Here is a 21449-nt window from a genome sequence, read left to right on the forward strand (position 1 = left end):
GCATTTCACCGCTACACAGGAAATTCCACCACCCTCTACCGTACTCTAGCTTGCCAGTTTTGGATGCAGTTCCCAGGTTGAGCCCGGGGCTTTCACATCCAACTTAACAAACCACCTACGCGCGCTTTACGCCCAGTAATTCCGATTAACGCTTGCACCCTCTGTATTACCGCGGCTGCTGGCACAGAGTTAGCCGGTGCTTATTCTGTCGGTAACGTCAAAATTGCAACGTATTAGGTTACAACCCTTCCTCCCAACTTAAAGTGCTTTACAATCCGAAGACCTTCTTCACACACGCGGCATGGCTGGATCAGGCTTTCGCCCATTGTCCAATATTCCCCACTGCTGCCTCCCGTAGGAGTCTGGACCGTGTCTCAGTTCCAGTGTGACTGATCATCCTCTCAGACCAGTTACGGATCGTCGCCTTGGTGAGCCATTACCTCACCAACTAGCTAATCCGACCTAGGCTCATCTGATAGCGTGAGGTCCGAAGATCCCCCACTTTCTCCCGTAGGACGTATGCGGTATTAGCGTTCCTTTCGAAACGTTGTCCCCCACTACCAGGCAGATTCCTAGGCATTACTCACCCGTCCGCCGCTGAATCAGGTAGCAAGCTACCTTCATCCGCTCGACTTGCATGTGTTAGGCCTGCCGCCAGCGTTCAATCTGAGCCATGATCAAACTCTTCAGTTCAATACTGCTTGGGTTTTGAGAAAACCCTAAACTTGGCTCAGCAATCGCAAATCTCTTACTTAAAAGAGTTAACTCTCGAATTAACGAGTGTTGCTTTGTGATGCTGATAATCAGTTGACTATCAGTCTTACCTCACAAGCACCCACACGAATTGCTTGATTCAGTTGTTAAAGAACAGTTGGCCAAGTCTTTCGTCTCAACCGAGGCGCGCATTCTACAGCAGCCTCATCTTCCGTCAAGCAGTTTCGAAAATTTCTTTTCTACTTCAACCACTTGCGCCTCCGATCAACCTCAAGCTTCTCGTCAGCGGGAGGCGAATTCTACAGCGTTTCAAACCGCTGTCAACCGCCTCTTTTACCGCTTTCGATCACCTCGACCGAAGCGCCGACAGGATCAACTTGCCACCCTGTCAGCCCGGCGCATTCTACGCAGCCTGCGCTGCTTTGCAACCCCTTATCTAAACTTAACCCTTTGTTTTGCAGAGCGTTTTATAAGGGGCTTACGCCGAAGAAGGCGCGCATTATAGACAGCGGACGCAGCAGGTCGACGCTTTATTTTCGCCTATTCAGCCTTGAGGGCGACGCGTGCGAAGGCCTTCTTGCCCGCCTGGCACACATACACCCCACCAAGCTTGCAGATAAAGGTGCGATCCACCACCTCGCCGTCGACTCGTACACCACCGGAGCCGAGCAGATCCCGCGCCATCGCGGCGTTCTTAACCAACCCTGCCTTATTAAGCAGCGCGGCGATCGGCATATCCTCAGCGGCGACCAGCTCAACCCCTGGGAGATCCTCGGGCAATTCACCATCCTTCATGCGGTTGCCCGCCGATCGATGCGCGCTGGCAGCCGCTTCCTCACCATGGAAACGCGCCACGATCTCTTCGGCCAGTTTGATCTTGATGTCGCGCGGATTGGCTCCCTGCTCGACATCCTGCCTGAACTGAGCGATCTCTTCCATCGAGCGGAAGCTGAGCAACTCGAAGTAACGCCACATGAGCACATCGGGGATGGACACCAGCTTGCTGTACATCACGCCCGGCGCCTCCTGAATACCCACGTAATTACCCAGGGACTTGGACATCTTCTTCACGCCATCCAGGCCTTCGAGCAACGGCATCGTGACGATGCACTGCGAGGCCTGACCGTAGGAGCGCTGAAGCTCACGCCCCATCAGCAGGTTGAACTTCTGATCGGTCCCCCCCAGCTCGACATCGGCACGCAACGCTACAGAGTCATAGCCCTGCACCAGCGGGTAGAGAAATTCATGAATGGCGATAGGCTGATTGCTCGAGTAGCGTTTATTGAAGTCATCACGCTCGAGCATCCGCGCCACGGTGTACTGCGAGGCCAGCCGGATGAAGTCAGCCGGCGTCAACTGATCCATCCAGGTGGAGTTGAAGGCCACCTCGGTTTTCGCCGGATCGAGAATCTTGAACACCTGCGACTTGTAGGTCTCGGCGTTGTCCAGCACCTGCTCGCGCGTGAGCGGCGGCCGGGTCGCGCTCTTGCCGCTCGGGTCGCCGATCATCCCGGTGAAGTCGCCAATCAGGAACACCACCTGATGCCCCAGCTCCTGAAACTGGCGCAGCTTGTTGATAAGCACCGTATGACCGAGATGCAGGTCCGGGGCAGTTGGATCGAAACCAGCCTTGATACGCAACGGCTGACCGCGCTTGAGCTTTTCCACCAGCTCGGACTCAACCAAAACCTCTTCTGCGCCACGCTTGATCAGCGCCAGCTGCTCTTCGACCGACTTCATGACAGGACTCACGACCACTCAAAAACCAAAGGGAACCAACCATACAAGATCGCGGACAAATAACAAGTTTTGCCCCGCGACAGCCGCCCCCGCCTCGCCCAAGCGCCTTCAGGGTTGCCTCACAGACGATTTGGTTATATTTTATACAGTTAGTGCATATTCAGCTCTTTCTTCATCTTTTTTCTTTTCATCTCTTCAAAGTCAAAGCCGCCCATGACCTCTACAAGAAAAGCGCCCCCCCTGTACCCGAAAAGCCACATCCTGGCCGCCAGCGGCGTAGCCGCGATGCTCAGCCTGGCACTCCTGGTGTTCCCATCCCGGGAAGTCGAAGCCAAGCGAACCTACCTTAATCTCGACCTCGACAGCGGCTCGGAACTGGTGGTGCAGGAGAAGGACGACCTGCGACCGGCTGGCCGCCTTGCAGCCGACAACGCCTCGCCGTTCGCCGAAATCGAGGGCGCCGCAGAACAAGTTGTCACCACAGAAGAACAGAGCCCTGAGCTCGCCGAACAAACCACCCCAGCAACAGACCCCCTTCAGAAAACCATCAGCGTTGCCAATGGCGATACGCTTTCCACCCTCTTTGCCAAGGTCGGTCTGTCGGCAACCACCCTGCACGCGGTGCTCAACAGCAGCAAAGAGGCCAAGCAGTTCAGCCGCCTCAAGGTTGGCCAGAAGCTCGAGTTCCAGCTGACGCCGGACGGGGAGCTGGAAAGCCTGCACAGCAAGTTGAGCGACCTGGAAAGCATCAGCCTGGCCAAGACCGACAAGGGCTTTGCCTTCAAGCGCGACCTGATCAAACCGGAAGTTCGCTCGGCCTACGCCCGCGGCGTGATCAAGAGCTCGCTGTTTCTGTCGGCCAAGCGCGCAGGCCTGTCCCATGGCCTGACCATGGACCTGGCCAATATCTTCGGCTACGACATCGACTTCGCCATGGACATTCGCGAAGGGGACGCATTCGAACTGATCTACGAAGAGAAGGTAGCCAACGGCAAACCGGTAGGCAGCGGCGAGATCCTCTCGGCACGCTTCACCAACCGCGGCAAGACCTTCACCGCGGTGCGCTACACCGACAAGCAGGGCAACACCAGCTACTACAGTGCCGACGGCACCAGCATGCGCAAGGCCTTCATCCGCACCCCGGTGGACTTCGCGCGCATCAGCTCGCGCTTCTCCAATGGCCGTCGCCACCCGATCCTCAACAAGATCCGCGCCCACAAGGGCGTCGACTACGCAGCCCCTCGCGGCACGCCGATCAAGGCCGCCGGCGACGGCAAGATCGCCTTGGCCGGGCGCAAGGGTGGTTACGGCAACACCGTGGTGATCCAGCACGGCAGCCGCTATCGCACCCTCTATGCACACATGCAGGGTTTCGCCAAAGGCATCCGCACCGGCGGCAGCGTCAAGCAGGGGCAGATCATCGGTTACATTGGCACCACCGGCCTGTCCACCGGACCGCACCTGCACTACGAGTTCCAGGTCAACGGCACCCATGTCGATCCGCTGAGCCAGAAGCTGCCGATGGCCGACCCCATCGCGCGCAATGAAAAACAGCGCTTCCTGCAACTGAGCAAGCCGTTGATGGCCCGGATGGACAAGGAACGCTCCACCCTCCTCGCCCTCAACAAGCGCTAACGCCAATGCCGCTCTACCTCGGCGTGATGTCCGGCACCAGCCTGGACGGCATGGACATCGCCCTGATCGAACAGAGCGACACTACGCGCCTGCTGGCCACGCACTTCCTGCCCATGCCCGACGCCCTGCGCGCCGAGCTGCTCGAGCTGTGTGCGCCAGGTCCCGACGAGCTGGCGCGCGCGGCAGTGGCCGAACAGCGCTGGGTCGCGCTTGCCGCCCAGGGCATCGGCGCCTTACTGGACCAGCAGAAACTGACAGCGGAGGCGATCCGCGCGATCGGCAGTCACGGTCAGACGGTGCGCCACGAACCGGCGCGCGGCTTCAGCATCCAGATCGGTAACCCCGCGCTGTTGGCGGAGCTGACCGGTATCTGCGTGGTTGGCGACTTCCGCCGTCGCGACGTCGCGGCGGGCGGCCAGGGCGCACCGCTGGTACCGGCCTTCCATGAGGCGCTGTTCGGCGCGCCCGACAGCCATCGCGCCGTCCTGAACATCGGCGGATTCAGCAACCTCAGCCTGCTGCAGCCCGGACAAGCGGTGCGAGGCTTCGATTGCGGCCCCGGCAATGTGCTGATGGATGCCTGGATTCAGCGCCACCGGGGCGTCAGCTACGACCACGACGGCAGTTGGGCTGCCAGCGGGCATGTGCAACCCGTGCTACTGCAGGCACTATTGAGCGACCCATTCTTTGCCACCCAAGGCCCGAAGAGCACGGGCCGCGAGCTGTTCAACCTGGCCTGGCTCGATGACCGGCTGAGCCAACTGCCGCGCTTCGCCGCCCAGGACGTGCAGGCCACGCTACTGGAGTTGACCGCAACCAGCACCGTGTCCGCCTTGACGGGCGCCATGGGCCAGCCCGAACAGCTGCTGGTCTGCGGCGGCGGCGCGCACAACCACCGCCTGATGACCCGCCTGGCCGAACTGCTGCCCGACAGCGTAGTGAGCAGCACCGAGGCCCACGGCGTGCCCGCCGACTGGGTCGAGGCCATGGCTTTCGCCTGGCTGGCGCACTGCTGCCTGCAAGGCGTTCCCGCCAACCGGCCAAGCGTCACCGGCGCCCGCGGGCTGCGGGTGCTCGGCGCCATTTACCCCGCCTGAGCAGCTTTCTCCGCCCGCAGAAACGACAACGCCGTGCACAAGGCACGGCGTTTCGATCAAAGCGGCAGACGTCGATCAGATCGAGAAGGACGAACCGCAGCCGCAGGTGGTGGTCGCGTTGGGATTCTTGATCACGAAACGCGAGCCTTCCAGGCCTTCCTGATAATCCACTTCGGCACCGGCGAGATACTGGAAGCTCATCGGGTCGACGACCAGGCTCACCCCTTCGCGCTCGACGATGGTGTCGTCCTCGGCCACCTCTTCATCGAAGGTAAAGCCGTACTGGAAGCCGGAACAACCGCCTCCGGTGACAAACACGCGCAGTTTGAGGCGCGGGTTGCCCTCTTCATCGACCAGGCTCTTCACCTTGCTCGCTGCGCCTTCGGTGAACAGCAAGGCTGTGGGGGTGAAGGTTTCGACGCTCATGCTGACTTTTCTCCCGGCGCCAAGCGCCATACTGCGTTGAGGCCCTGCATTATCCGCTTACCCTAGAAAAGCGGTCAACTATTGTGCGAGATCCAGGCTCTCCGGCAGCTCCAACGGTCGCTGGCCGTCCTTGAGGTGGCACAGGCGCCCCTCGATCTGCGCGCCCATGGCCATCTCCATCAGGCCGTAATAGAGATTGCCGCGAACCCGCGCCCGGGCACCGAGTTCCAGGTGTTCACTGGCGTGCACGTCGCCGATTACCTCGCCGTCGATGACGATATGGGGGGCGCGAATCTCGCCTTCAACCTGGCCCTCGACACTGACCCGCACCATGCCGTCGCTGGTCAGAATATTGCCGTTCATGCGTCCATCGACTTGTACCGCCCCCTGAAAGCGCAGGTCGCCGTTCAGTTCGGCGCCCGTGGCAATCAGGCTGGTCTTGCCGCTGAAGCGCTGCAGGTCGTTCTTGCTCTTGTCTTTATTCCACATCGGGGACTGTTACTCTTCGTCGATCCATTTGAATGTGCGCTCCAAGGGCTTTTCGCCTTTGACTTCGGCGCGCACCCTGACCTGACGCGGCTCGAAGCCCTCAGGTAACTTCAACTCCGCGAAACGTCCCGCCTCGGGAATCGCCTGGAAGTGCTTGAAGGTGAAGACAATCGCCTTCTCGCTGAACTGCTCGGGCAATCCCTGGGTCAGGTCCGCCAGCGCCAGACTGACGTCCTTGCCGCCCTGCCGCCCCTCCACGGTCACCCGCAACTGGCCCTGCAACGGCTTGTCGTCCTTGCCCACCCGGCTGAGCAGCAGTTTGTAGCGAAATTGCCGGGGCGTGTCCGTGGCCTGCAACTCAAAGGCACGAATACGCAGGCCTTCGCGACGACTGGCGGGCGCCAGCACGCCCTTGTAGAAGGCCAGGTCCTGCTGCTGCTTGAAGATCTGCTCCTCGAGCAGCTTGATGGTCAGGCGATTCTGCTCGTTGGCCTGCTGGGCGACCTTTTCGCCGCTGCTAAGCACCGCCAGGCTCTGGCGCAGCTGATCCAGTTCCCGCGCCTGCTCGCTCAACTGTGCCTGCAGCGCGTCGTATTCGGCCATGAAGGCCTGGGTGCTGCGGGCCTGCCACCAGGCACCCGCGGCGAAGGCCAGGGGCACCGCGACGATCAGCAGCAGCAGCGCCAGGCGCACCCGACCGGCGCGCCGCGGATCACTAGGGCGGACTTCCCAGCCAGCCATCAGGGCAACAGGGCCGCGTGCGCCAGGCCGAGCTGCTCATCCAGTCCGAAAAGGATGTTCATGTTCTGCAGGGCCTGCCCCGACGCGCCCTTGACCAGGTTGTCGATCACCGACAGCACCACCACCAGGTCGCCGTCCTGGGGCCGGTGCACGGCGATGCGGCAGACGTTGGCGCCGCGCACGCTGCGGGTTTCCGGGTGACTGCCGGCGGGCATCACGTCGACAAAGGGCTCGTTGGCGTAGCGCTGTTCGTACAGCGCCTGCAGGTCCACGCTGCGATCCGCCACGGTGGCGTAGAGGGTGGCGTGGATGCCACGAATCATCGGCGTCAGGTGCGGCACGAAGGTCAGCCCCACCTCGCTGCCGGCCGCGCGACGCAGGCCCTGGCGAATCTCCGGCAGGTGGCGATGGCCCTTGACCCCGTAGGCCTTCATGCTCTCGCCGGCCTCGCTGAACAGCGAACCGACACTGGCCCCACGGCCGGCACCGCTGACCCCTGACTTGCAGTCGGCGATCAGCCGGCCGGAGTCGGCCAGGCCGGCCTCCAGCAGCGGAATCAGGCCGAGCTGGGCGGCGGTGGGGTAGCAACCGGGCACGGCGATCAGGCGCGCCTGCTTGATCGCCTCGCGGTTGACCTCCGGCAGGCCGTAGACCGCCTCCGGCAGCAGGTCCGGCGCGCCATGGGGCTGGCCGTACCATTTGGCCCACTCCTCGGCGTCCTGCAGGCGGAAGTCGGCGGACAGGTCGATGACCTTGGTGCCGGCGGCCAGCAACTCGCCGGCCAGGGCGTGGGCAACGCCGTGGGGGGTGGCGAAGAACACCACGTCGCAGGCGCCCAAGGTTTTCACATCCGGCACACTGAAGGCCAGGTTCGGGTAGTGCCCACGCAGATTCGGGTACATCTCGTCGACGCGCATGCCCGCTTCGGAGCGCGACGTAATGACCTCGACTCGCGCCTGCGGGTGCTGCGCCAGCAGACGTAACAGCTCGACACCGGTGTACCCAGTGCCGCCGACGATACCGACCTTGACCATTAGTTGCCCCTTGCGAAAAAGCCATTGGAAAGTAGCCGATGATAAAGCCGCATCGGCCAGGGGCCAACCGCTGCTGATGACGCGGGTGACAGTGGCCACTACTATCGGGGCTGTTTATATCTCGAGGCTCTAAGCATGCTCTATCTGTGGCTCAAGGCCCTGCACATCATCGCCCTGGTCTGCTGGTTCGCCGGGTTGTTCTACCTGCCGCGGCTGTTCGTCTACCACGCCATGAGCGAGGACGACGCCAGCCGCGAACGCTTCTGCGTCATGGAACGCAAGCTGTACCGCGGCATCATGCTGCCCTCGATGATCGCCACCCTGGTATTCGGCATCGGTCTGCTGAGCCTCAACGCCGGCGCCTATTTCAGCCAGGGCTGGATGCACGCCAAGCTCGCCCTGGTGCTACTGCTGATCGGCTACCACCATATCTGCGGCGCCCAGCTCAAAGCCTTCGCCCGCGGCGAGAACCGGCGCAGCCACGTGTTCTATCGCTGGTTCAACGAGGCGCCGGTGCTGCTGCTGATCGCCATCGTCGTGCTGGTGGTAGTCCGTCCGTTCTGATTCGCCCCACTGATCGAAGGAGTCGCCATGCCCCTGCCCGCCCTGCTCGAACAACGCCTGCGCCTGCCGGTGGTCGCCGCGCCGATGTTTCTGGTGTCGAATCCGCAACTGGTGCTGGCCTGCTGCCGCAGCGGCATAGTCGGCAGCTTCCCGGCGCTGAACCAACGCGAAAGCAGCGGCTTTCGCGCCTGGCTGGAGGAGATCGGCGCGGGGCTGGTTGAGTCGGCGGCGCCCTACGCGGTCAACCTGATCGTGCATGCCAGTAATCCGCGACTGCAGGCCGACCTGGCAATCTGCGTCGAGCAACGGGTGCCGATCGTGATCACCAGCCTCGGGGCGGTAAAGGAGCTGGTCGACGCGGTGCACAGCTACGGTGGTCTGGTATTCCACGACGTGACCACCCGGCGCCATGCCGAGAAGGCCGCCGCGGCCGGGGTCGACGGACTGATCGCGGTGGCGGCCGGGGCCGGCGGGCACGCCGGCACCTGGAGCCCGTTTGCCCTGATCGCGGAGATCCGCCAGTTCTTCGACAAGACCCTGCTGCTCGCCGGCTGCCTCAATCACGGCCACGAGCTGCTCGCCGCACAACTGCTCGGCGCCGACCTGGCCTACCTCGGCACCCGCTTCATAGCCACCCAGGACAACCAGGCCCCCAGCCGCTACAAGCAGATGATCGTCGACGCCCAGGCCGCCGACATCATTCACACGCCAGCGGTGTCCGGGGTGCCGGCCAGCTTCATGCGCCAGAGCCTCGAACAGGCGGGCTACGACCTGCAGCGGCTGCAGCGCCCGGCCGAGATCGACTACGGCGAGAAGCTCAAGCCGCTCGACGATGAGGCGAAGGCCTGGAAGACCGTGTGGTCGGCGGGCCAAGGCGTGGGCACCATCGCCGACCTGCCGACGGTCGAGCAGCTGGTGGCGCGCCTGGACCGCGAGTACCGCGGCGCCCAGCGCCAGGCGCAGAACCTGCAGCAACGCTGGCCAGGCTGAACGGGGCGCCCCACCGGGCGACTGGGCAGACAGCGAACTTCTGCTCTAGGCTGCTGTGTCAGGGGCCAGCACCCTGCTATTCGGCGCGGCTCCTTCCCCCCTGGGACGACAAGGAAGGCTGTATGACACAGACCCGTTTCAAGATTGTCTTCGATGGCGAGCTGATGCCCGAGGTGGCGCTGGAGACGGCCAAGGACAACCTAGCCCGCCTGTTCAAGAGCGATCGCACGCGGATCAACAGCCTGTTCTGCGGCAGCACCGTGGCGATCAAGCGCGATCTGCCGGAAAGCGATGCCGATCAGTATCTTGCCGCCCTGCATCGCGCCGGCGCCAAGGCGCGCAAGGAGCCCGACCCGGGCGCCAGCCTGAGCCTGCTGGCCGGCAAGGAAGCGGAGGAACTCGGTGAAACGCCTCAGTTCGCCGCCACCATGGTCTGTCCGAAATGCGGCCAGCAGCAGCGCAAGTCGGCATCCTGTGCCGGCTGCGGCATCATCATCACCAAGTTCGTCGCCCACCAGGCAGTGTTCTCCCAGGCCGACACCGGCAGCTCCGGCCACGCCGCAGCCCCGGCCAACAGCCCCTACGCCACGCCGAAGGCTGCGGTGGCCGCGACCTTGCCGCGCTACGGCGAGCTGAATGTGTTCAGCCTCGAAGGGCGCATCGGTCGCCTGCGTTACCTGGCCTGGTCCCTGGTACTCAGCCTCTGCGTGGCCGGGATCATGGGCGTGGTGGCCATCGCCGCCAACATCTCGGAGACACTCGGCCTGGTGCTGGCCGTCAGTGTTGTGCTCGGCACGCTGGTGGTCAGCGTGCAGATCGGCGCACAACGCCTGCACGACATCGGCTGGAGCGCCTGGCTGCTGCTGTTGAACCTTCTTCCCCTGGTCAACAGCCTGTTCTGGCTGGTGCTGTTGATAGTCCCGGGTAGCGCCGGCGCCAACCGCTACGGGCCGCCACCGCCGGCCAACAGCCTGGCGGTCAAACTGCTCGCCGGACTGTTCCTGGCACTGCTGCTCGGCGGCCTGCTGATCCTGTTCCTCGGCGGTTTCGCGATGCTCGGCCTGGCCCTGAGCGGTCTCGAGTTGAATCCGGCGCAGCCCTGACCGCCGAAGCGCGGTTTCTTTTGCTGACCGGGCCGCGGGCGGCGGTAATATATGCGCCGCCCAGCCACTCCTGCGGCGCCGCCATGGTCCAACTCGCCCCCACTCCCGGAGACACCCCGATGCCCCGTTACGCCCTGATCACTGGTGCCTCCAGCGGCATCGGCCTGGCCCTGGCCGAGGCCCTGGCACGCCGCGGGCGCAACCTGATCCTGGTGGCCCGGCAACGCCAGGCGCTGGAGAGCATCGCTCTGGAGCTGAGCCAGCGCTTTGCCGTGGAGGTGCTGTTTCGCATCTGCGACCTGAGCCAGCCGCTGCAGGTGTCCGGCCTGCTGCACGAACTGGAACAGAGCGAACTGAACATCGACCTGCTGGTGAACAACGCTGGCCTGGGCAGCTCCGGCGCCTTCATCGCCCAGGACTGGAGTCGCGAGCAGAAGCTGATCGAGGTGAACGTGCTCGCCCTCGCCCGCCTGTGCCACGCCATCGGCGCCAGCATGGCCCGGCAGGGCGGCGGGCAGATCCTCAATGTCGCCTCCCTCGCCGCCTTCCAGCCGGGCGCCTGGATGAGCAACTACTACGCCAGCAAGGCCTACGTGCTGCACTTCTCCGAGGCCCTGCGCGAGGAGCTCAAGCAGCAAGGGGTCAGCGTGTCGGTGCTGTGCCCGGGCCCCACGCACAGCGCCTTCTTCCGCAACGCCGGGATCGACGAGCGCCCGCTGCAAGGCCGCAAGCTGCTGATGGGTGCCGAAGAGCTGGCACTGCTGACCGTCCGTGCCCTGGAGAAGAAGCGCGCGGTGATCATCCCCGGCTGGCGCAACCGCCTGCTGGCCGCGGCCCCGCGCCTGGCGCCACGCTGGCTGGTGCGCCGCCTCGCCGCCCTCATCAACCGGCGCTTTGCCCGTCCGCTTTGAACCGCCCGGCCATCAGCCGTTGGCATTGACCGTGCGACCGCTGGCCCAGGCTCGCAAGGCGGCGAGATCCTCGGCCATCACCACCGACAGCGGCGCGGTGCTCTGGATGCCACGCAGCAGCAAGCCCTGATCGACCCCCTGCTGCTGCGCCTGGGCGGCGTACAGCCCGCTGACCACCACCTGCTCGATCTCTGCGCCGGAAAATCCGGCACTGGCCGCAGCCAGCACGTCGAGGTCGAAGCTGGCGGCGTCCAGCTCACGACGCCCCAGGTGGATGCGGAAGATCTCCGCGCGCACCGCCGCGTCCGGCAGGTCGACGAAGAACAGCTCATCGAAACGCCCCTTGCGCACCAGTTCCGGCGGCAGCCGGTCGATGGCATTGGCGGTGGCCACCATGAACACCGGCACCTTGCGCTCGGCCATCCAGGTCAGCAGGGTGCCGAGTACCCGCTGGCTCACGCCGCCGTCGTGGTCACCGCTGGCCAGACCTTTCTCGATCTCGTCCATCCACAGCACGCAGGGCGCCATCTGCTCCGCGAGCCTGAGCGCCTCGCGCAGGTTGCGCTCGGTTTCGCCGAAGAACTTGTTGTACAGGCAGCCAAAATCCAGACGCAGCAACGGCAGGCCCCACATGCCCGCCACCGCCTTGGCCGCCAGGCTCTTGCCGCCGCCCTGCACGCCGACCAGCAGCACGCCCTTGGGCAGGTCGATGCCCTTGCCCTCGAGGAAAATGCCCTGGCGCTCGCCCAACCAGCGCTTGAGATTGCCCAGGCCGCCGACTTCGGCGAAGCGCGCGGTGTCGTACTCGAAGCTCAACACCCCCTCCAGATCGAGCAACTGGAACTTGGCCTTGTTCAACTCCGGCAGGTCTTCCTGGGTGATCGCGCCGTCGTCGCAGATCAGGTTTCGCGCCAGGCTGCGGGCCTCGCCGTGGCTCAGGCCGCGCAGGTTCTTCACCACCTGCTGCAGGGTGCGGTTGTCGGTGCGCACCCGGGCGTTGCGGTTCTGCTCGCTCCAGCGCGCCGCCTCCTCGCGCACGATGCTCAGCAGCTCATCCTCGGATGGCAGCGCCAGGCGGAAGCGCGCGGCGTGGCGCTGCACCTCCGGCGGCAACTTGCAGGCATGGGACACCAGCACCAGGGTCGGCTTGCCCGGACTGCCGCTCAGGGCGACCTCCTTGAGCAGGCGCACCAGCCTGGGGTTGTCGTCGAGAAAGGGGTGCAGGTCGCACATCACATAGAGGTTCGGCTGCGGGTCGGCCTTGATCAGCCGCAGGGCGGCCTCCGGCTCCTGGGTAGCGCCCTCGCCCAACGGGTCGGCACCGAAACCCAGGCGCCGCAGCCCGTCGGTCACCGTCCAGGTGTGCAGGCCGAGGCCGCGCTTGACGGCCAGGCCGGTGAGGGTCTCCAACACGCGCGGCTCGTCCCAGGATTCGATGAGGATCAGCTTGACCTTGGAGTCGAGCACCAGCCCCAGGTCATGGATGTCGTTCTTCACACAGGCTCCTTGTGCACTGGTCGCGGAAAATCTGTCTGGTTACACTCAGGCCTCTTCCAACAGGCCGGGAGACCGTCCATGGACTGTCTGTTCTGCAAGATCGTCGCCGGGGAGATCCCCGCGCGCAAGCTCTATGAAGACGACCAGGTGTTTGCCTTCCACGATATCGGCCCACAGGCGCCGGTGCATTTCCTGGTGATCCCGAAGCAGCACATCCGCACCCTCAAGGACCTCGAGGAAGGCGACAAGGCGCTGCTCGGGCACATGGTCTTCATCGCGCAACGCCTGGCCCGCGAGCAGGGTTGCGAGGAAGGCTTCCGCCTGGTGATGAACTGCGAGGCCCTAGCCGGCCAGAGCGTCTTCCACATCCACCTGCACGTGCTCGGCCAGCGCCCGCTGCACTGGCCACCGGGCTGAGTCGCCGAAACGTCCGTCAAGGCAACGGCCACGGCGCAACTGGCAAGTTCGCGCTGCGGCCCACAGCCGGCAATTGCGATAAACTGCGCGGCGTTGCCCACGCCGGAGGCCCCCATGACCAACGATCGCCACTACTCGCCCGTCGACCGCCTGCTGCTGCAGGCCGACATGGCCCTGCGCACCCTGCTGCCCTTCAGTGGCCAGCCCAGCCGCCCGTCGCCGGCGATCGTGCAGAATGAAGTCGAGCTGGATGCCGAGCAGGCCCGGCATGTTGCCGGCCTCATGCGCATCAACCACACCGGCGAAGTCTGTGCCCAGGCGCTGTATCAGGGCCAGGCGCTGACCGCCAAACTGCCGGAAGTACGCGCCGCCATGGAGCATGCCGCCGACGAGGAGACCGACCACCTGGCCTGGTGCGAGCAGCGCATCCGTCAGCTCGGCAGCCAGCCCAGCGTGCTCAACCCGCTGTTCTACGGCCTGTCGCTCGGCGTCGGCGCGGTCGCCGGACTGATCAGCGACCGGGTCAGCCTGGGCTTCGTCGCCGCCACCGAGGACCAGGTGGTCAAGCACCTCGACGAACACCTGCAGCAGCTGCCGCCCGAGGATGGAAAGTCCCGGGCGATCCTCGAGCAGATGCGCGAGGACGAAGCCCAGCATGCCACCAGCGCCGTGGAAGCCGGCGGCCTGCGCTTCCCCGCGCCGGTCAAGCTGGGCATGACCCTGCTGTCCAAGGTGATGACCAAGAGCACCTACCGCCTCTAGATTGCAGACGCAAAAAGGGCGCCGAGGGCGCCCTTTTTGCGTCTGCTGCCGCGCGATCAGTGCGGCATGTTGCGCGCGTAGAAGATCTCCAGCATCTCGTGACGCAGACGCTCTTCGACCTGCTGGCGCTGCTCAGGCGTCAGGTTGCTGGTCGCGTCGCCGAACAGGTAGTTGTCCAGTTCGAAGTCCTTGAGCAGCATCTTGGTGTGGAACAGGTTCTCCTGGTACACGTTGACGTCGGTCATCTGGTACGCCGCCTGGGTGTCGTCGGAGAGGTAGTTCTGGATCGAGTTGATCTCGTGGTCGATGAAGTGCTTCTTGCCGTCCACGTCACGGGTGAAACCACGCACCCGGTAGTCGACCGTGACGATGTCCGAATCGAACTGGTGGATCAGGTAGTTCAGCGCCTTGAGCGGCGAGATCAGGCCACAGGTGGACACATCGATATCCACACGGAAGGTGGCGATACCCTCCACCGGATGGATCTCCGGGTAGGTGTGCACGGTGATGTGACTCTTGTCCAGGTGCGCGAGAATGGTCTCGGGCAGCGGGCCGGGCGACTCCTCGATCTGGCTCTCCGTCGGCTCCACCGGTTGCTCGGAGATCAGGATGGTCACGCTGGCGCCCTGGGGCTCGTAGTCCTGGCGAGCGATATTGAGGATATTGGCGCCGATAATGTCGACAACATCGGTGAGAATCTGGGTCAGGCGCTCGGCGTCGTACTCTTCGTCGATGTACTGGACATAGGCCTGCTGATCTTCCGCGGTTTCCGCGTAGCAGATGTCATAGATGTTGAAGCTCAAGGTCTTCGTCAGGTTGTTGAACCCGTGGAGCCTGAGTTTGCTTTTCATCACCGTTGGAACTCTCTATGGTGGATGCGGCCAGGCCGCGTGATCGAGCATGCCCGTCAGCTGCTAACGACGCAGCTGCGTAGGACGATTAACACCTCTTCGCACTGGCGAGTTTGGTTGTCCGTTCAAAGCGTATGACGCCCCGAAAAATGGGGCGACATTATGCAGATGACGCAGGCCGTCCGCCAGCGTCCGCACCAAGCAAATGATGAAAGGTGATCAGCCCAGCTCGACGATTTCGTAGGCATGGCTGATTTCGACCCCGGCGCGCCCCAGCATGATCGAGGCCGAGCAGTATTTCTCCGCCGACAATTCGACGGCACGCTTGACCTGGGCTTCCTTCAAACCGCGCCCCTTGACCACGAAACGCAGGTGGATCTTGGTGAACACCTTGGGCTCCTCGCCGGCGCGCTCGGCTTCGACGAAGGCTTCGCAGCTCTCTACCGCCTGTCGGGACTTCTTCAGAATGCTCACCACATCGAAGTTGCTGCAGCCGCCCAAACCGATCAGCAGCATCTCCATCGGGCGTATGCCGAGGTTGCGGCCACCGCTCTCCGGCGGGCCATCCATCACCACCGCATGGCCGCTACCCGACTCACCGAGAAACAGGGCGTCTCCGGCCCACTGAATGCGCGCTTTCATTACCGAGTCTCCGCTGCTAAAAAGGGACGCAGCTTACCACAGCGCCAAATAACGACCTGCCTTGTCAGCAATGCGTCAACGACCCAGGGCACACGGCCAACCACAAGGCAAAATGCCCACCGACGCAAAAGTGTCTGGTAAGCTGGCGCCGGATTACTGGCGCACTGCGCCGGGCAACTGAATAAGAAATCGCCTGCTGGAACTAGGCTTACCCTTTTGGCTTCACTCGGGACTCGCGAATGGTCGCTATTACCCTCACACCTAAAATAAAGAATCTCGACAAACTCCTCGCACACTGCCATCGCCGTCGCTACACGGCGAAGAGCACCATCATCTATGCGGGGGATCGTTGCGAGACCCTGTTCTTCATCGTCAAGGGCTCAGTCACCATCCTGATCGAGGACGATGATGGCCGCGAAATGATCATCGCCTACCTCAACGCCGGCGACTTCTTCGGCGAGATGGGCCTATTCGAAAAGGACGGCACCGAGAAGGAGCGCAGCGCCTGGGTTCGGGCCAAGACCGAATGCGAGGTGGCCGAGCTCAGCTACGCCAAGTTCCGCGAACTGACCCAACAGGACCCGGACATCCTCTACGCCCTCGGCAGCCAGATGGCCGAACGCCTGCGCAACACCACGCGCAAGGTCGGCGACCTGGCCTTCCTCGATGTCACCGGTCGCGTCGCGCGCACCCTGCTCGACCTGTGCAAGCAGCCGGACGCGATGACCCATCCGGACGGCATGCAGATCAAGATCACCCGCCAGGAGATCGGCCGCATCGTCGGCTGCTCGCGGGAGATGGTCGGCCGGGTGCTCAAGTCCCTGGAAGAACAGGGCCTGGTGCACGTCAAGGGCAAGACCATGGTGGTGTTCGGCACCCGCTGAATATCGCCTGCATAAAAAAGCCGGCGCATGCGCCGGCTTTTTTATGCACCAGGGTCAGTCGACATCGGGACGACTGATGACCCGCTTGCGCTCGGGAAAGAACAGGCGCTCCAGCTCCGCCCCAGGATTCTCCGCGCGCATGAAGGCCTCGCCGACCAGGAAGGCGTAGACCTGGCTGATCTCCATCAGCTCGACGTCGGCGCGGTTGAGAATGCCGCTCTCGGTCACCACCAGGCGATCACGGGGAATCCGTGGCAGCAGGTCGAGGGTGGTCTCCAGGCTGACCTCGAAGCTGTGCAGGTTGCGGTTGTTTATGCCCAGCAGCGGCGTGTCGAGGGTCTTCAGCGCGCGGTCCAGCTCGGCGCCGTCATGCACCTCGACCAGCACATCGAGGTCGAACTCCTTGGCCACCGCGGCCAGTTCGGCCATCTGCCCATCGGCCAGGGCCGAAACGATCAGCAGCACACAATCGGCCCCCAGGGCGCGAGCCTCGACGATCTGGTACGGGTCGATCATGAAGTCCTTGCGGATCACCGGCAGTGCGCAGGCGTTGCGCGCCTCCTGCAGATAGCGGTCGGCGCCCTGGAAGAAGTCGACATCGGTCAGCACCGACAGGCAGGTGGCACCGCCACGCTCGTAGCTCTGGGCGATGTCGGCCGGCACGAAGTCCTCGCGCAGCACGCCCTTGCTCGGCGAAGCCTTCTTGATCTCGGCGATCACCGCCGGCTGCTTGCGCTTGGCCTGCTCCAGCAGGGCCCGGGCGAAGCCACGGGTGGCATCGGCGCCGCGGGCCTCACGCTCGAGCTCGGCGAGACCGACCAGGGCCTGGCGCGCGGCGACTTCCTCGACCTTGCGCGCCAGAATCTTTTCCAGAACGGTGGGGATGCTCACCCTTGATTCTCCTGTTTGAACACCGCGGTAAAGGACACCAGCTCCTGCAGCTTTTCCCAGGCCAGCCCGGTGTGCAGGGCATCGTGAGCCAGGCGCACGCCTTCTTTCAGGCTGCCGGCCAGGTCCGCGGCGTACAAGGCCGCACCCGCGTTAAGCGCGATCATGTCGGCGGCCTTCTGCCCCGCTTCCGTGCTGCGCTTGCTCAGGGCGTCGCGGATCAGCGCCAGCGAGGCCTCCGGCCCCTCCACCGCCAGGCCGATCAGGCTCTGGCTCTTGAGCCCGAAGTCTTCCGGCTGCACCTCGTATTCGCTGATCACGCCATCCTTCAGCTCGGCGACGTGGGTGGCGGCGGCCAGGCTGAACTCGTCCAGGCCGTCGCGCGAATGCACCACCAGGATGTGCTGGCTGCCCAGGCGCTTGAGCACCTCGGCCAGGGGACGGCAGAGGGCCTGGGTGAACACCCCGACCACCTGATGCCTGACCCCTGCCGGGTTGGTCAGCGGGCCGAGCATGTTGAAGATGGTGCGCAGGCCCAGCTCGCGGCGCGGCGCGGCGGCATGCTTCATCGCCGCGTGATGCACCTGGGCGAACATGAAGCCGACGCCGACGCTGTCGATGCAGCGGGCCACCTGCTCGGGCGTCAGGTTGAGGTAGATGCCGGCGGTCTCCAGCAGATCGGCGCTGCCGCTCTTGCCGGACACCGCGCGATTGCCGTGCTTGGCCACCTTGCCGCCGGCGGCGGCGACGACGAAGCTGGCGGCCGTCGACACGTTGAAGATATTCGCGCCGTCGCCGCCGGTGCCGACCACGTCGACCACATGCTCCAGGCTGGCCAGGTGCACATGGCTGGCCAGCTCACGCATCACCGCGACCGCGCCGACTATCTCGTCGATGGTCTCGCTCTTCATGCGCAGGCCCATGAGGAAGGCGCCGATCTGCGCGTCGCTGCACTGGCCGGTCATGATCTCGCGCATCACGTCCTGCATTTCCTCGGTGCTCAGGTCGAGCTGGGCCACGACCCGGTTGAGGGCTTCCTTGATGTTCATCGGCGCACGCCTCCGTGTTGCTTGAGGAAATTGGCCAGCAGCTCGTGGCCTTGTTCGGTGAGGATGGACTCGGGGTGGAACTGCACGCCCTCGATGTTCAGGGTCTTGTGCCGCAGGCCCATGATCTCGTCGACCGAGCCGTCCTCCAGCTGGGTCCAGGCGGTGACTTCCAGGCAATCGGGCAGGGTCTCGCGCTTGACCACAAGGGAATGGTAGCGGGTCACCGTCAGCGGCAGGTTGAGGCCGGCGAACACCCCAAGGTCCTGGTGGAACACCGGGCTGGTCTTGCCGTGCATCACCTGGCGCGCGCGCACCACGTCGCCGCCGAAGGCCTGGCCGATGCTCTGGTGGCCGAGGCAGACGCCGAGAATCGGCAGCTTGCCGGCGAAATGCTCGATCACCGCCAGCGACACGCCGGCTTCGGTGGGCGTGCAAGGGCCGGGCGACACCACGATGCGCTCGGGTTGCAGCGCCTCGATCTCGGCGACGCTCAGCTCGTCGTTACGAATGACGTGGACGTCGGCCCCCAGTTCACCGAGGTACTGCACCACGTTGTAGGTAAAGGAGTCGTAGTTGTCGATCATCAGCAGCATGGCGGGACTCCTTATTCGGTTGTCTGTTCGGCGAGGGCAACGGCACGGAACATGGCGCGACGCTTGTTCAGCGTTTCCTCCCACTCCAGCGCCGGCACCGAGTCGGCGACGATGCCGGCGCCAGCCTGCACGTGCAGCTCGCCGTCCTTGATCACCGCGGTGCGGATGGCGATCGCCGTGTCCATGTTGCCATTCCACGCCAGGTAGCCGACCGCGCCGCCGTAGACGCCACGCTTGACCGGCTCCAGCTCGTCGATGATCTCCATGGCGCGGATCTTCGGCGCGCCGGACAGGGTGCCGGCCGGCAGGATGGCGCGCAGGGCGTCCATGGCGCTCATGCCGTCCTTGAGCTGGCCGGTGACGTTGGAGACGATGTGCATGACGTTGGAATAGCGCTCGATCACCATCTTCTCGGTGAGCTTGACGCTGCCAGTGCTGGAGACCCGGCCGACGTCGTTGCGCCCCAGGTCGATCAGCATCAGATGCTCGGCCAGCTCCTTGGCGTCCGACAGCAGGTCCTGCTCGAGCGCCAGGTCCGCCTCTTCACTGGCGCCGCGCGGACGGGTGCCGGCGATCGGGCGCACCGTCACCAGGTTGTCCTCGACCCGCACCAGCACCTCGGGCGAGGAGCCGACCACATGGAAGTCGCCGAAGTTGAAGAAGTACATGTAGGGCGTCGGATTGATACAGCGCAGGGCGCGATACAGGTCGATCGGCGCGGCCTTGAAGGGAATCGACATGCGCTGGGAGATCACCACCTGCATGCAGTCGCCGGCGAGGATGTAGTCCTTGATCGCACCGACCGCGCGCTCGTAGTCCTCGCGACTGTAACTGGAGCGGAACGCCGGCTCGGCAGCGGCAGGGGCATTGAGGTCGACGCCCAGACGCGGGGTGATCGGCTGGCGCAGCTTGTGCAGGATTTCCTGCAGCTGCGCCTGGGCCTGCTCGTAGGCGCCGTCCTGCTGGGGATCGGCGAGGACGATGGCGTGCATCTTGCCCGCCAGGTTATCGAACACCACCACGGCGTCGGACACCATCAGCAGGATATCCGGCGTGCCCAGGGGATCGGGGTTGCCGCCAGCGGCCAGCTTGGCCTCGACATAGCGCACGCTGTCATAGCCGAAATAGCCCACCAGGCCGCCGTTGAAGCGCGGCAGGCCCGCCAGGGTCGGCACCCGATAGCGTCCCTGGAACGCCTCGACGAAGGCCAGCGGATCGGCGCACTCGTGGCGCTCGGTTTCCACCCCGTCGACGCTGATCCGCACGCTGTGATCGTAGGCGCGCAGCACGGTGCGCGCCGGCAGGCCGATGATCGAGTAGCGCCCCCATTTCTCGCCGCCCTGGACGGACTCGAGCAGGTAGGTGTTGGCCTGGTCGGCCAGCTTCAGGTAGATCGACAGCGGCGTGTCGAAATCCACCAGGGTTTCGCAGGCCAGGGGAATGCGGTTATAGCCGGCAGCGGCCAAACGCAGGAATTCTTCGCGGGTCATGATCAGCCTCGTGGCTTGAGGTAAAACGGTCGTGTGCAAACGTGCCGACTGGGCGGCCAGAATCGAGTCAGAGGCGCCAGCGCCAACGGGCCAGGGCCTTGATGATTTTCATCCCGGCTCGTGCGAGCCAGAGTCTGCAGGTAACCACCACGGGGGATCTCTTGGGCGGGGTTTGAAGTCCGGCCACACTAGCGCAGGCGCCAGACCGAATCAACCCGAGGCCCCGTGGTTCGCCCAACCCCCAGGCAGTTGCCGGGCGCCTCAGGCGCCCGCCAGCAGCTGGCGCAGATCGTCGAGCACCAGCGCCGGCCCTTCCTCGGCGATCGGCCGGCCATGGTTGTAGCCATAACTCAGGGCCACGCAGGGCACTCCGGCGGCCTTGGCGGCCTGCACGTCGTTGCGCGAGTCGCCGATGAACAGCGCCTGCCCGGCCTCGACCCGGGCCATGCGCAGCACATGCAGCAGCGCCGCCGGATCGGGCTTCTGCTGGACCAGGGTGTCGCCGCCGACAATCCAGCGGAAATAGCGCCCCAGGCCCTTCTCGTCCAACAGCGGCGCGACGAAGCGCTCCGGTTTGTTGGTGACGATGGCCATGGGCACGTCCTGCTTGCGCAGCCAGTCGAGGGTGGCCGCCACGCCGGGATATACCTGAGTCAGCGCATGACTCTCGGCATAGGCCTCCATGAACACCCGCAGCGCCTGGTCGGCCTCGGCGTCCTCGACGTGGGCGTGCTCCAGGCCACCGGCCAGGGCGCGGCGCACCAGCACCCGGGCGCCATTGCCGACCCAGTCGCGCACCCGCTCGATGCCGGCAGGCGCCCGCCCCAGGGCGAGCAGCACCTTGTCCACCGCCGCGGCCAGGTCCGGCACCGAGTCCACCAGGGTGCCGTCCAGGTCGAACATCACCAGGCCCGGCAGGCGCCCACCGAACA

Annotated in this window: 22 protein-coding genes and 1 rRNA gene (1 of these 23 cut by a window edge); 9 read left to right on the top strand and 14 right to left on the bottom strand. The window is 64.4% G+C overall.

The window, feature by feature from the left end; all coding sequences use genetic code 11:
• Both LPB260_RS02660 and tyrS read right to left on the bottom strand, forming a co-directional pair.
• Nucleotides 1–693: ribosomal RNA gene (locus LPB260_RS02660) — 16S ribosomal RNA — on the bottom strand; it reaches 844 nt to the left of the window's first position.
• A 561-nt stretch (nucleotides 694–1254) separates the two neighbouring features.
• Nucleotides 1255–2454: a tyrosine--tRNA ligase gene (gene tyrS / locus LPB260_RS02665; RefSeq protein ID WP_208707097.1), complete on the bottom strand. Its 1200-nt coding sequence runs from the start codon at nucleotides 2452–2454 to the stop codon at nucleotides 1255–1257.
• A gap of 213 nt (nucleotides 2455–2667) precedes the next feature.
• Between tyrS and LPB260_RS02670 the strand changes: the two genes are divergently transcribed.
• Nucleotides 2668–4089, top strand: a complete 1422-nt coding sequence (locus LPB260_RS02670) for a peptidoglycan DD-metalloendopeptidase family protein (RefSeq protein WP_208707098.1) — start codon at nucleotides 2668–2670, stop codon at nucleotides 4087–4089.
• Between the two features lie 5 nt (nucleotides 4090–4094).
• Nucleotides 4095–5186, top strand: a complete 1092-nt coding sequence (locus LPB260_RS02675) for an anhydro-N-acetylmuramic acid kinase (protein ID WP_208707099.1) — start codon at nucleotides 4095–4097, stop codon at nucleotides 5184–5186.
• Nucleotides 5187–5261: 75 nt separating this feature from the next.
• On the opposite strand, the gene erpA is transcribed toward LPB260_RS02675, so the two are convergent.
• The 4 genes from erpA to argC all read right to left on the bottom strand — a co-directional run bounded on the left by erpA (nucleotide 5262) and on the right by argC (nucleotide 7876).
• Nucleotides 5262–5612, bottom strand: a complete 351-nt coding sequence (erpA, locus tag LPB260_RS02680; protein WP_208707100.1) for an iron-sulfur cluster insertion protein ErpA — start codon at nucleotides 5610–5612, stop codon at nucleotides 5262–5264.
• A gap of 78 nt (nucleotides 5613–5690) precedes the next feature.
• Nucleotides 5691–6101, bottom strand: a complete 411-nt coding sequence (locus tag LPB260_RS02685; protein WP_208707101.1) for a polymer-forming cytoskeletal protein — start codon at nucleotides 6099–6101, stop codon at nucleotides 5691–5693.
• Between the two features lie 9 nt (nucleotides 6102–6110).
• Nucleotides 6111–6842, bottom strand: coding sequence for a DUF6776 family protein (locus LPB260_RS02690; protein WP_208707102.1), 732 nt, complete (start codon nucleotides 6840–6842; stop codon nucleotides 6111–6113).
• Nucleotides 6842–7876: an N-acetyl-gamma-glutamyl-phosphate reductase gene (gene argC, locus LPB260_RS02695; RefSeq protein ID WP_208707103.1), complete on the bottom strand. Its 1035-nt coding sequence runs from the start codon at nucleotides 7874–7876 to the stop codon at nucleotides 6842–6844. The genes LPB260_RS02690 and argC overlap by 1 nt, the downstream gene beginning before the upstream one ends.
• A 135-nt stretch (nucleotides 7877–8011) precedes the next feature.
• Here argC and hemJ point away from each other — a divergent pair, with 135 nt between their 5' ends.
• The 4 genes from hemJ (at nucleotide 8012) to LPB260_RS02715 (ending at nucleotide 11444) form a co-directional block, all read left to right on the top strand.
• Nucleotides 8012–8440, top strand: a complete 429-nt coding sequence (gene hemJ / locus LPB260_RS02700; protein ID WP_208707104.1) for a protoporphyrinogen oxidase HemJ — start codon at nucleotides 8012–8014, stop codon at nucleotides 8438–8440.
• Nucleotides 8441–8467: 27 nt separating this feature from the next.
• Entirely contained in the window at nucleotides 8468–9430 is a 963-nt protein-coding gene (locus LPB260_RS02705; RefSeq protein WP_208707105.1) for a nitronate monooxygenase family protein, read from the top strand.
• Between the two features lie 122 nt (nucleotides 9431–9552).
• Complete coding sequence (locus LPB260_RS02710) at nucleotides 9553–10533, top strand: DUF805 domain-containing protein (protein ID WP_208707106.1); 981 nt, start codon at nucleotides 9553–9555, stop codon at nucleotides 10531–10533.
• 119 nt (nucleotides 10534–10652) lie between these two features.
• Nucleotides 10653–11444 carry an SDR family oxidoreductase gene (locus LPB260_RS02715; protein ID WP_208707107.1) on the top strand — a complete coding sequence of 264 codons (792 nt, stop codon included), beginning with the start codon at nucleotides 10653–10655 and terminating at the stop codon, nucleotides 11442–11444.
• 12 nt (nucleotides 11445–11456) lie between these two features.
• Here LPB260_RS02715 and LPB260_RS02720 read toward each other — a convergent pair whose 3' ends face one another.
• Complete coding sequence (locus tag LPB260_RS02720) at nucleotides 11457–12941, bottom strand: AAA family ATPase (RefSeq protein ID WP_208707108.1); 1485 nt, start codon at nucleotides 12939–12941, stop codon at nucleotides 11457–11459.
• A gap of 78 nt (nucleotides 12942–13019) precedes the next feature.
• Here LPB260_RS02720 and LPB260_RS02725 point away from each other — a divergent pair, with 78 nt between their 5' ends.
• Together LPB260_RS02725 and coq7 are read left to right on the top strand one after the other, a co-directional pair.
• The gene (locus LPB260_RS02725) at nucleotides 13020–13358 is read left to right on the top strand and encodes a histidine triad nucleotide-binding protein (RefSeq protein WP_208707109.1); all 339 of its coding nucleotides are present in this window, start codon (nucleotides 13020–13022) and stop codon (nucleotides 13356–13358) included.
• Nucleotides 13359–13472: 114 nt separating this feature from the next.
• Entirely contained in the window at nucleotides 13473–14120 is a 648-nt protein-coding gene (coq7, locus tag LPB260_RS02730) for a 2-polyprenyl-3-methyl-6-methoxy-1,4-benzoquinone monooxygenase (protein WP_208707110.1), read from the top strand.
• 56 nt (nucleotides 14121–14176) lie between these two features.
• Here coq7 and speD read toward each other — a convergent pair whose 3' ends face one another.
• Entirely contained in the window at nucleotides 14177–14971 is a 795-nt protein-coding gene (gene speD / locus LPB260_RS02735; protein ID WP_208707111.1) for an adenosylmethionine decarboxylase, read from the bottom strand.
• A gap of 219 nt (nucleotides 14972–15190) precedes the next feature.
• Nucleotides 15191–15613, bottom strand: coding sequence for an OsmC family protein (locus tag LPB260_RS02740; protein WP_208707112.1), 423 nt, complete (start codon nucleotides 15611–15613; stop codon nucleotides 15191–15193).
• Nucleotides 15614–15852: 239 nt separating this feature from the next.
• Between LPB260_RS02740 and crp the strand changes: the two genes are divergently transcribed.
• Nucleotides 15853–16497, top strand: coding sequence for a cAMP-activated global transcriptional regulator CRP (gene crp, locus LPB260_RS02745; RefSeq protein WP_208707113.1), 645 nt, complete (start codon nucleotides 15853–15855; stop codon nucleotides 16495–16497).
• Nucleotides 16498–16551: 54 nt separating this feature from the next.
• Here crp and trpC read toward each other — a convergent pair whose 3' ends face one another.
• The 5 genes from trpC to LPB260_RS02770 form a co-directional block, all read right to left on the bottom strand.
• Nucleotides 16552–17388, bottom strand: a complete 837-nt coding sequence (trpC, locus tag LPB260_RS02750; protein ID WP_208707114.1) for an indole-3-glycerol phosphate synthase TrpC — start codon at nucleotides 17386–17388, stop codon at nucleotides 16552–16554.
• A complete protein-coding gene (gene trpD / locus LPB260_RS02755; RefSeq protein WP_208707115.1) occupies nucleotides 17385–18434 on the bottom strand; it encodes an anthranilate phosphoribosyltransferase in 1050 nt (349 codons plus the stop codon). The genes trpC and trpD overlap by 4 nt, the downstream gene beginning before the upstream one ends.
• Nucleotides 18431–19027 (bottom strand): aminodeoxychorismate/anthranilate synthase component II, encoded by a 597-nt coding sequence (locus LPB260_RS02760; RefSeq protein WP_208707116.1) that lies wholly within the window; start codon nucleotides 19025–19027, stop codon nucleotides 18431–18433. The genes trpD and LPB260_RS02760 overlap by 4 nt, the downstream gene beginning before the upstream one ends.
• Nucleotides 19028–19038: 11 nt before the next feature.
• Nucleotides 19039–20517 (bottom strand): anthranilate synthase component I, encoded by a 1479-nt coding sequence (gene trpE / locus LPB260_RS02765; RefSeq protein WP_208707117.1) that lies wholly within the window; start codon nucleotides 20515–20517, stop codon nucleotides 19039–19041.
• Between the two features lie 261 nt (nucleotides 20518–20778).
• Entirely contained in the window at nucleotides 20779–21420 is a 642-nt protein-coding gene (locus tag LPB260_RS02770; RefSeq protein ID WP_371926158.1) for a phosphoglycolate phosphatase, read from the bottom strand.
• Nucleotides 21421–21449: the final 29 nt, after the last annotated feature.

Source organism: Pseudomonas sp. LPB0260 (assembly GCF_013388395.1).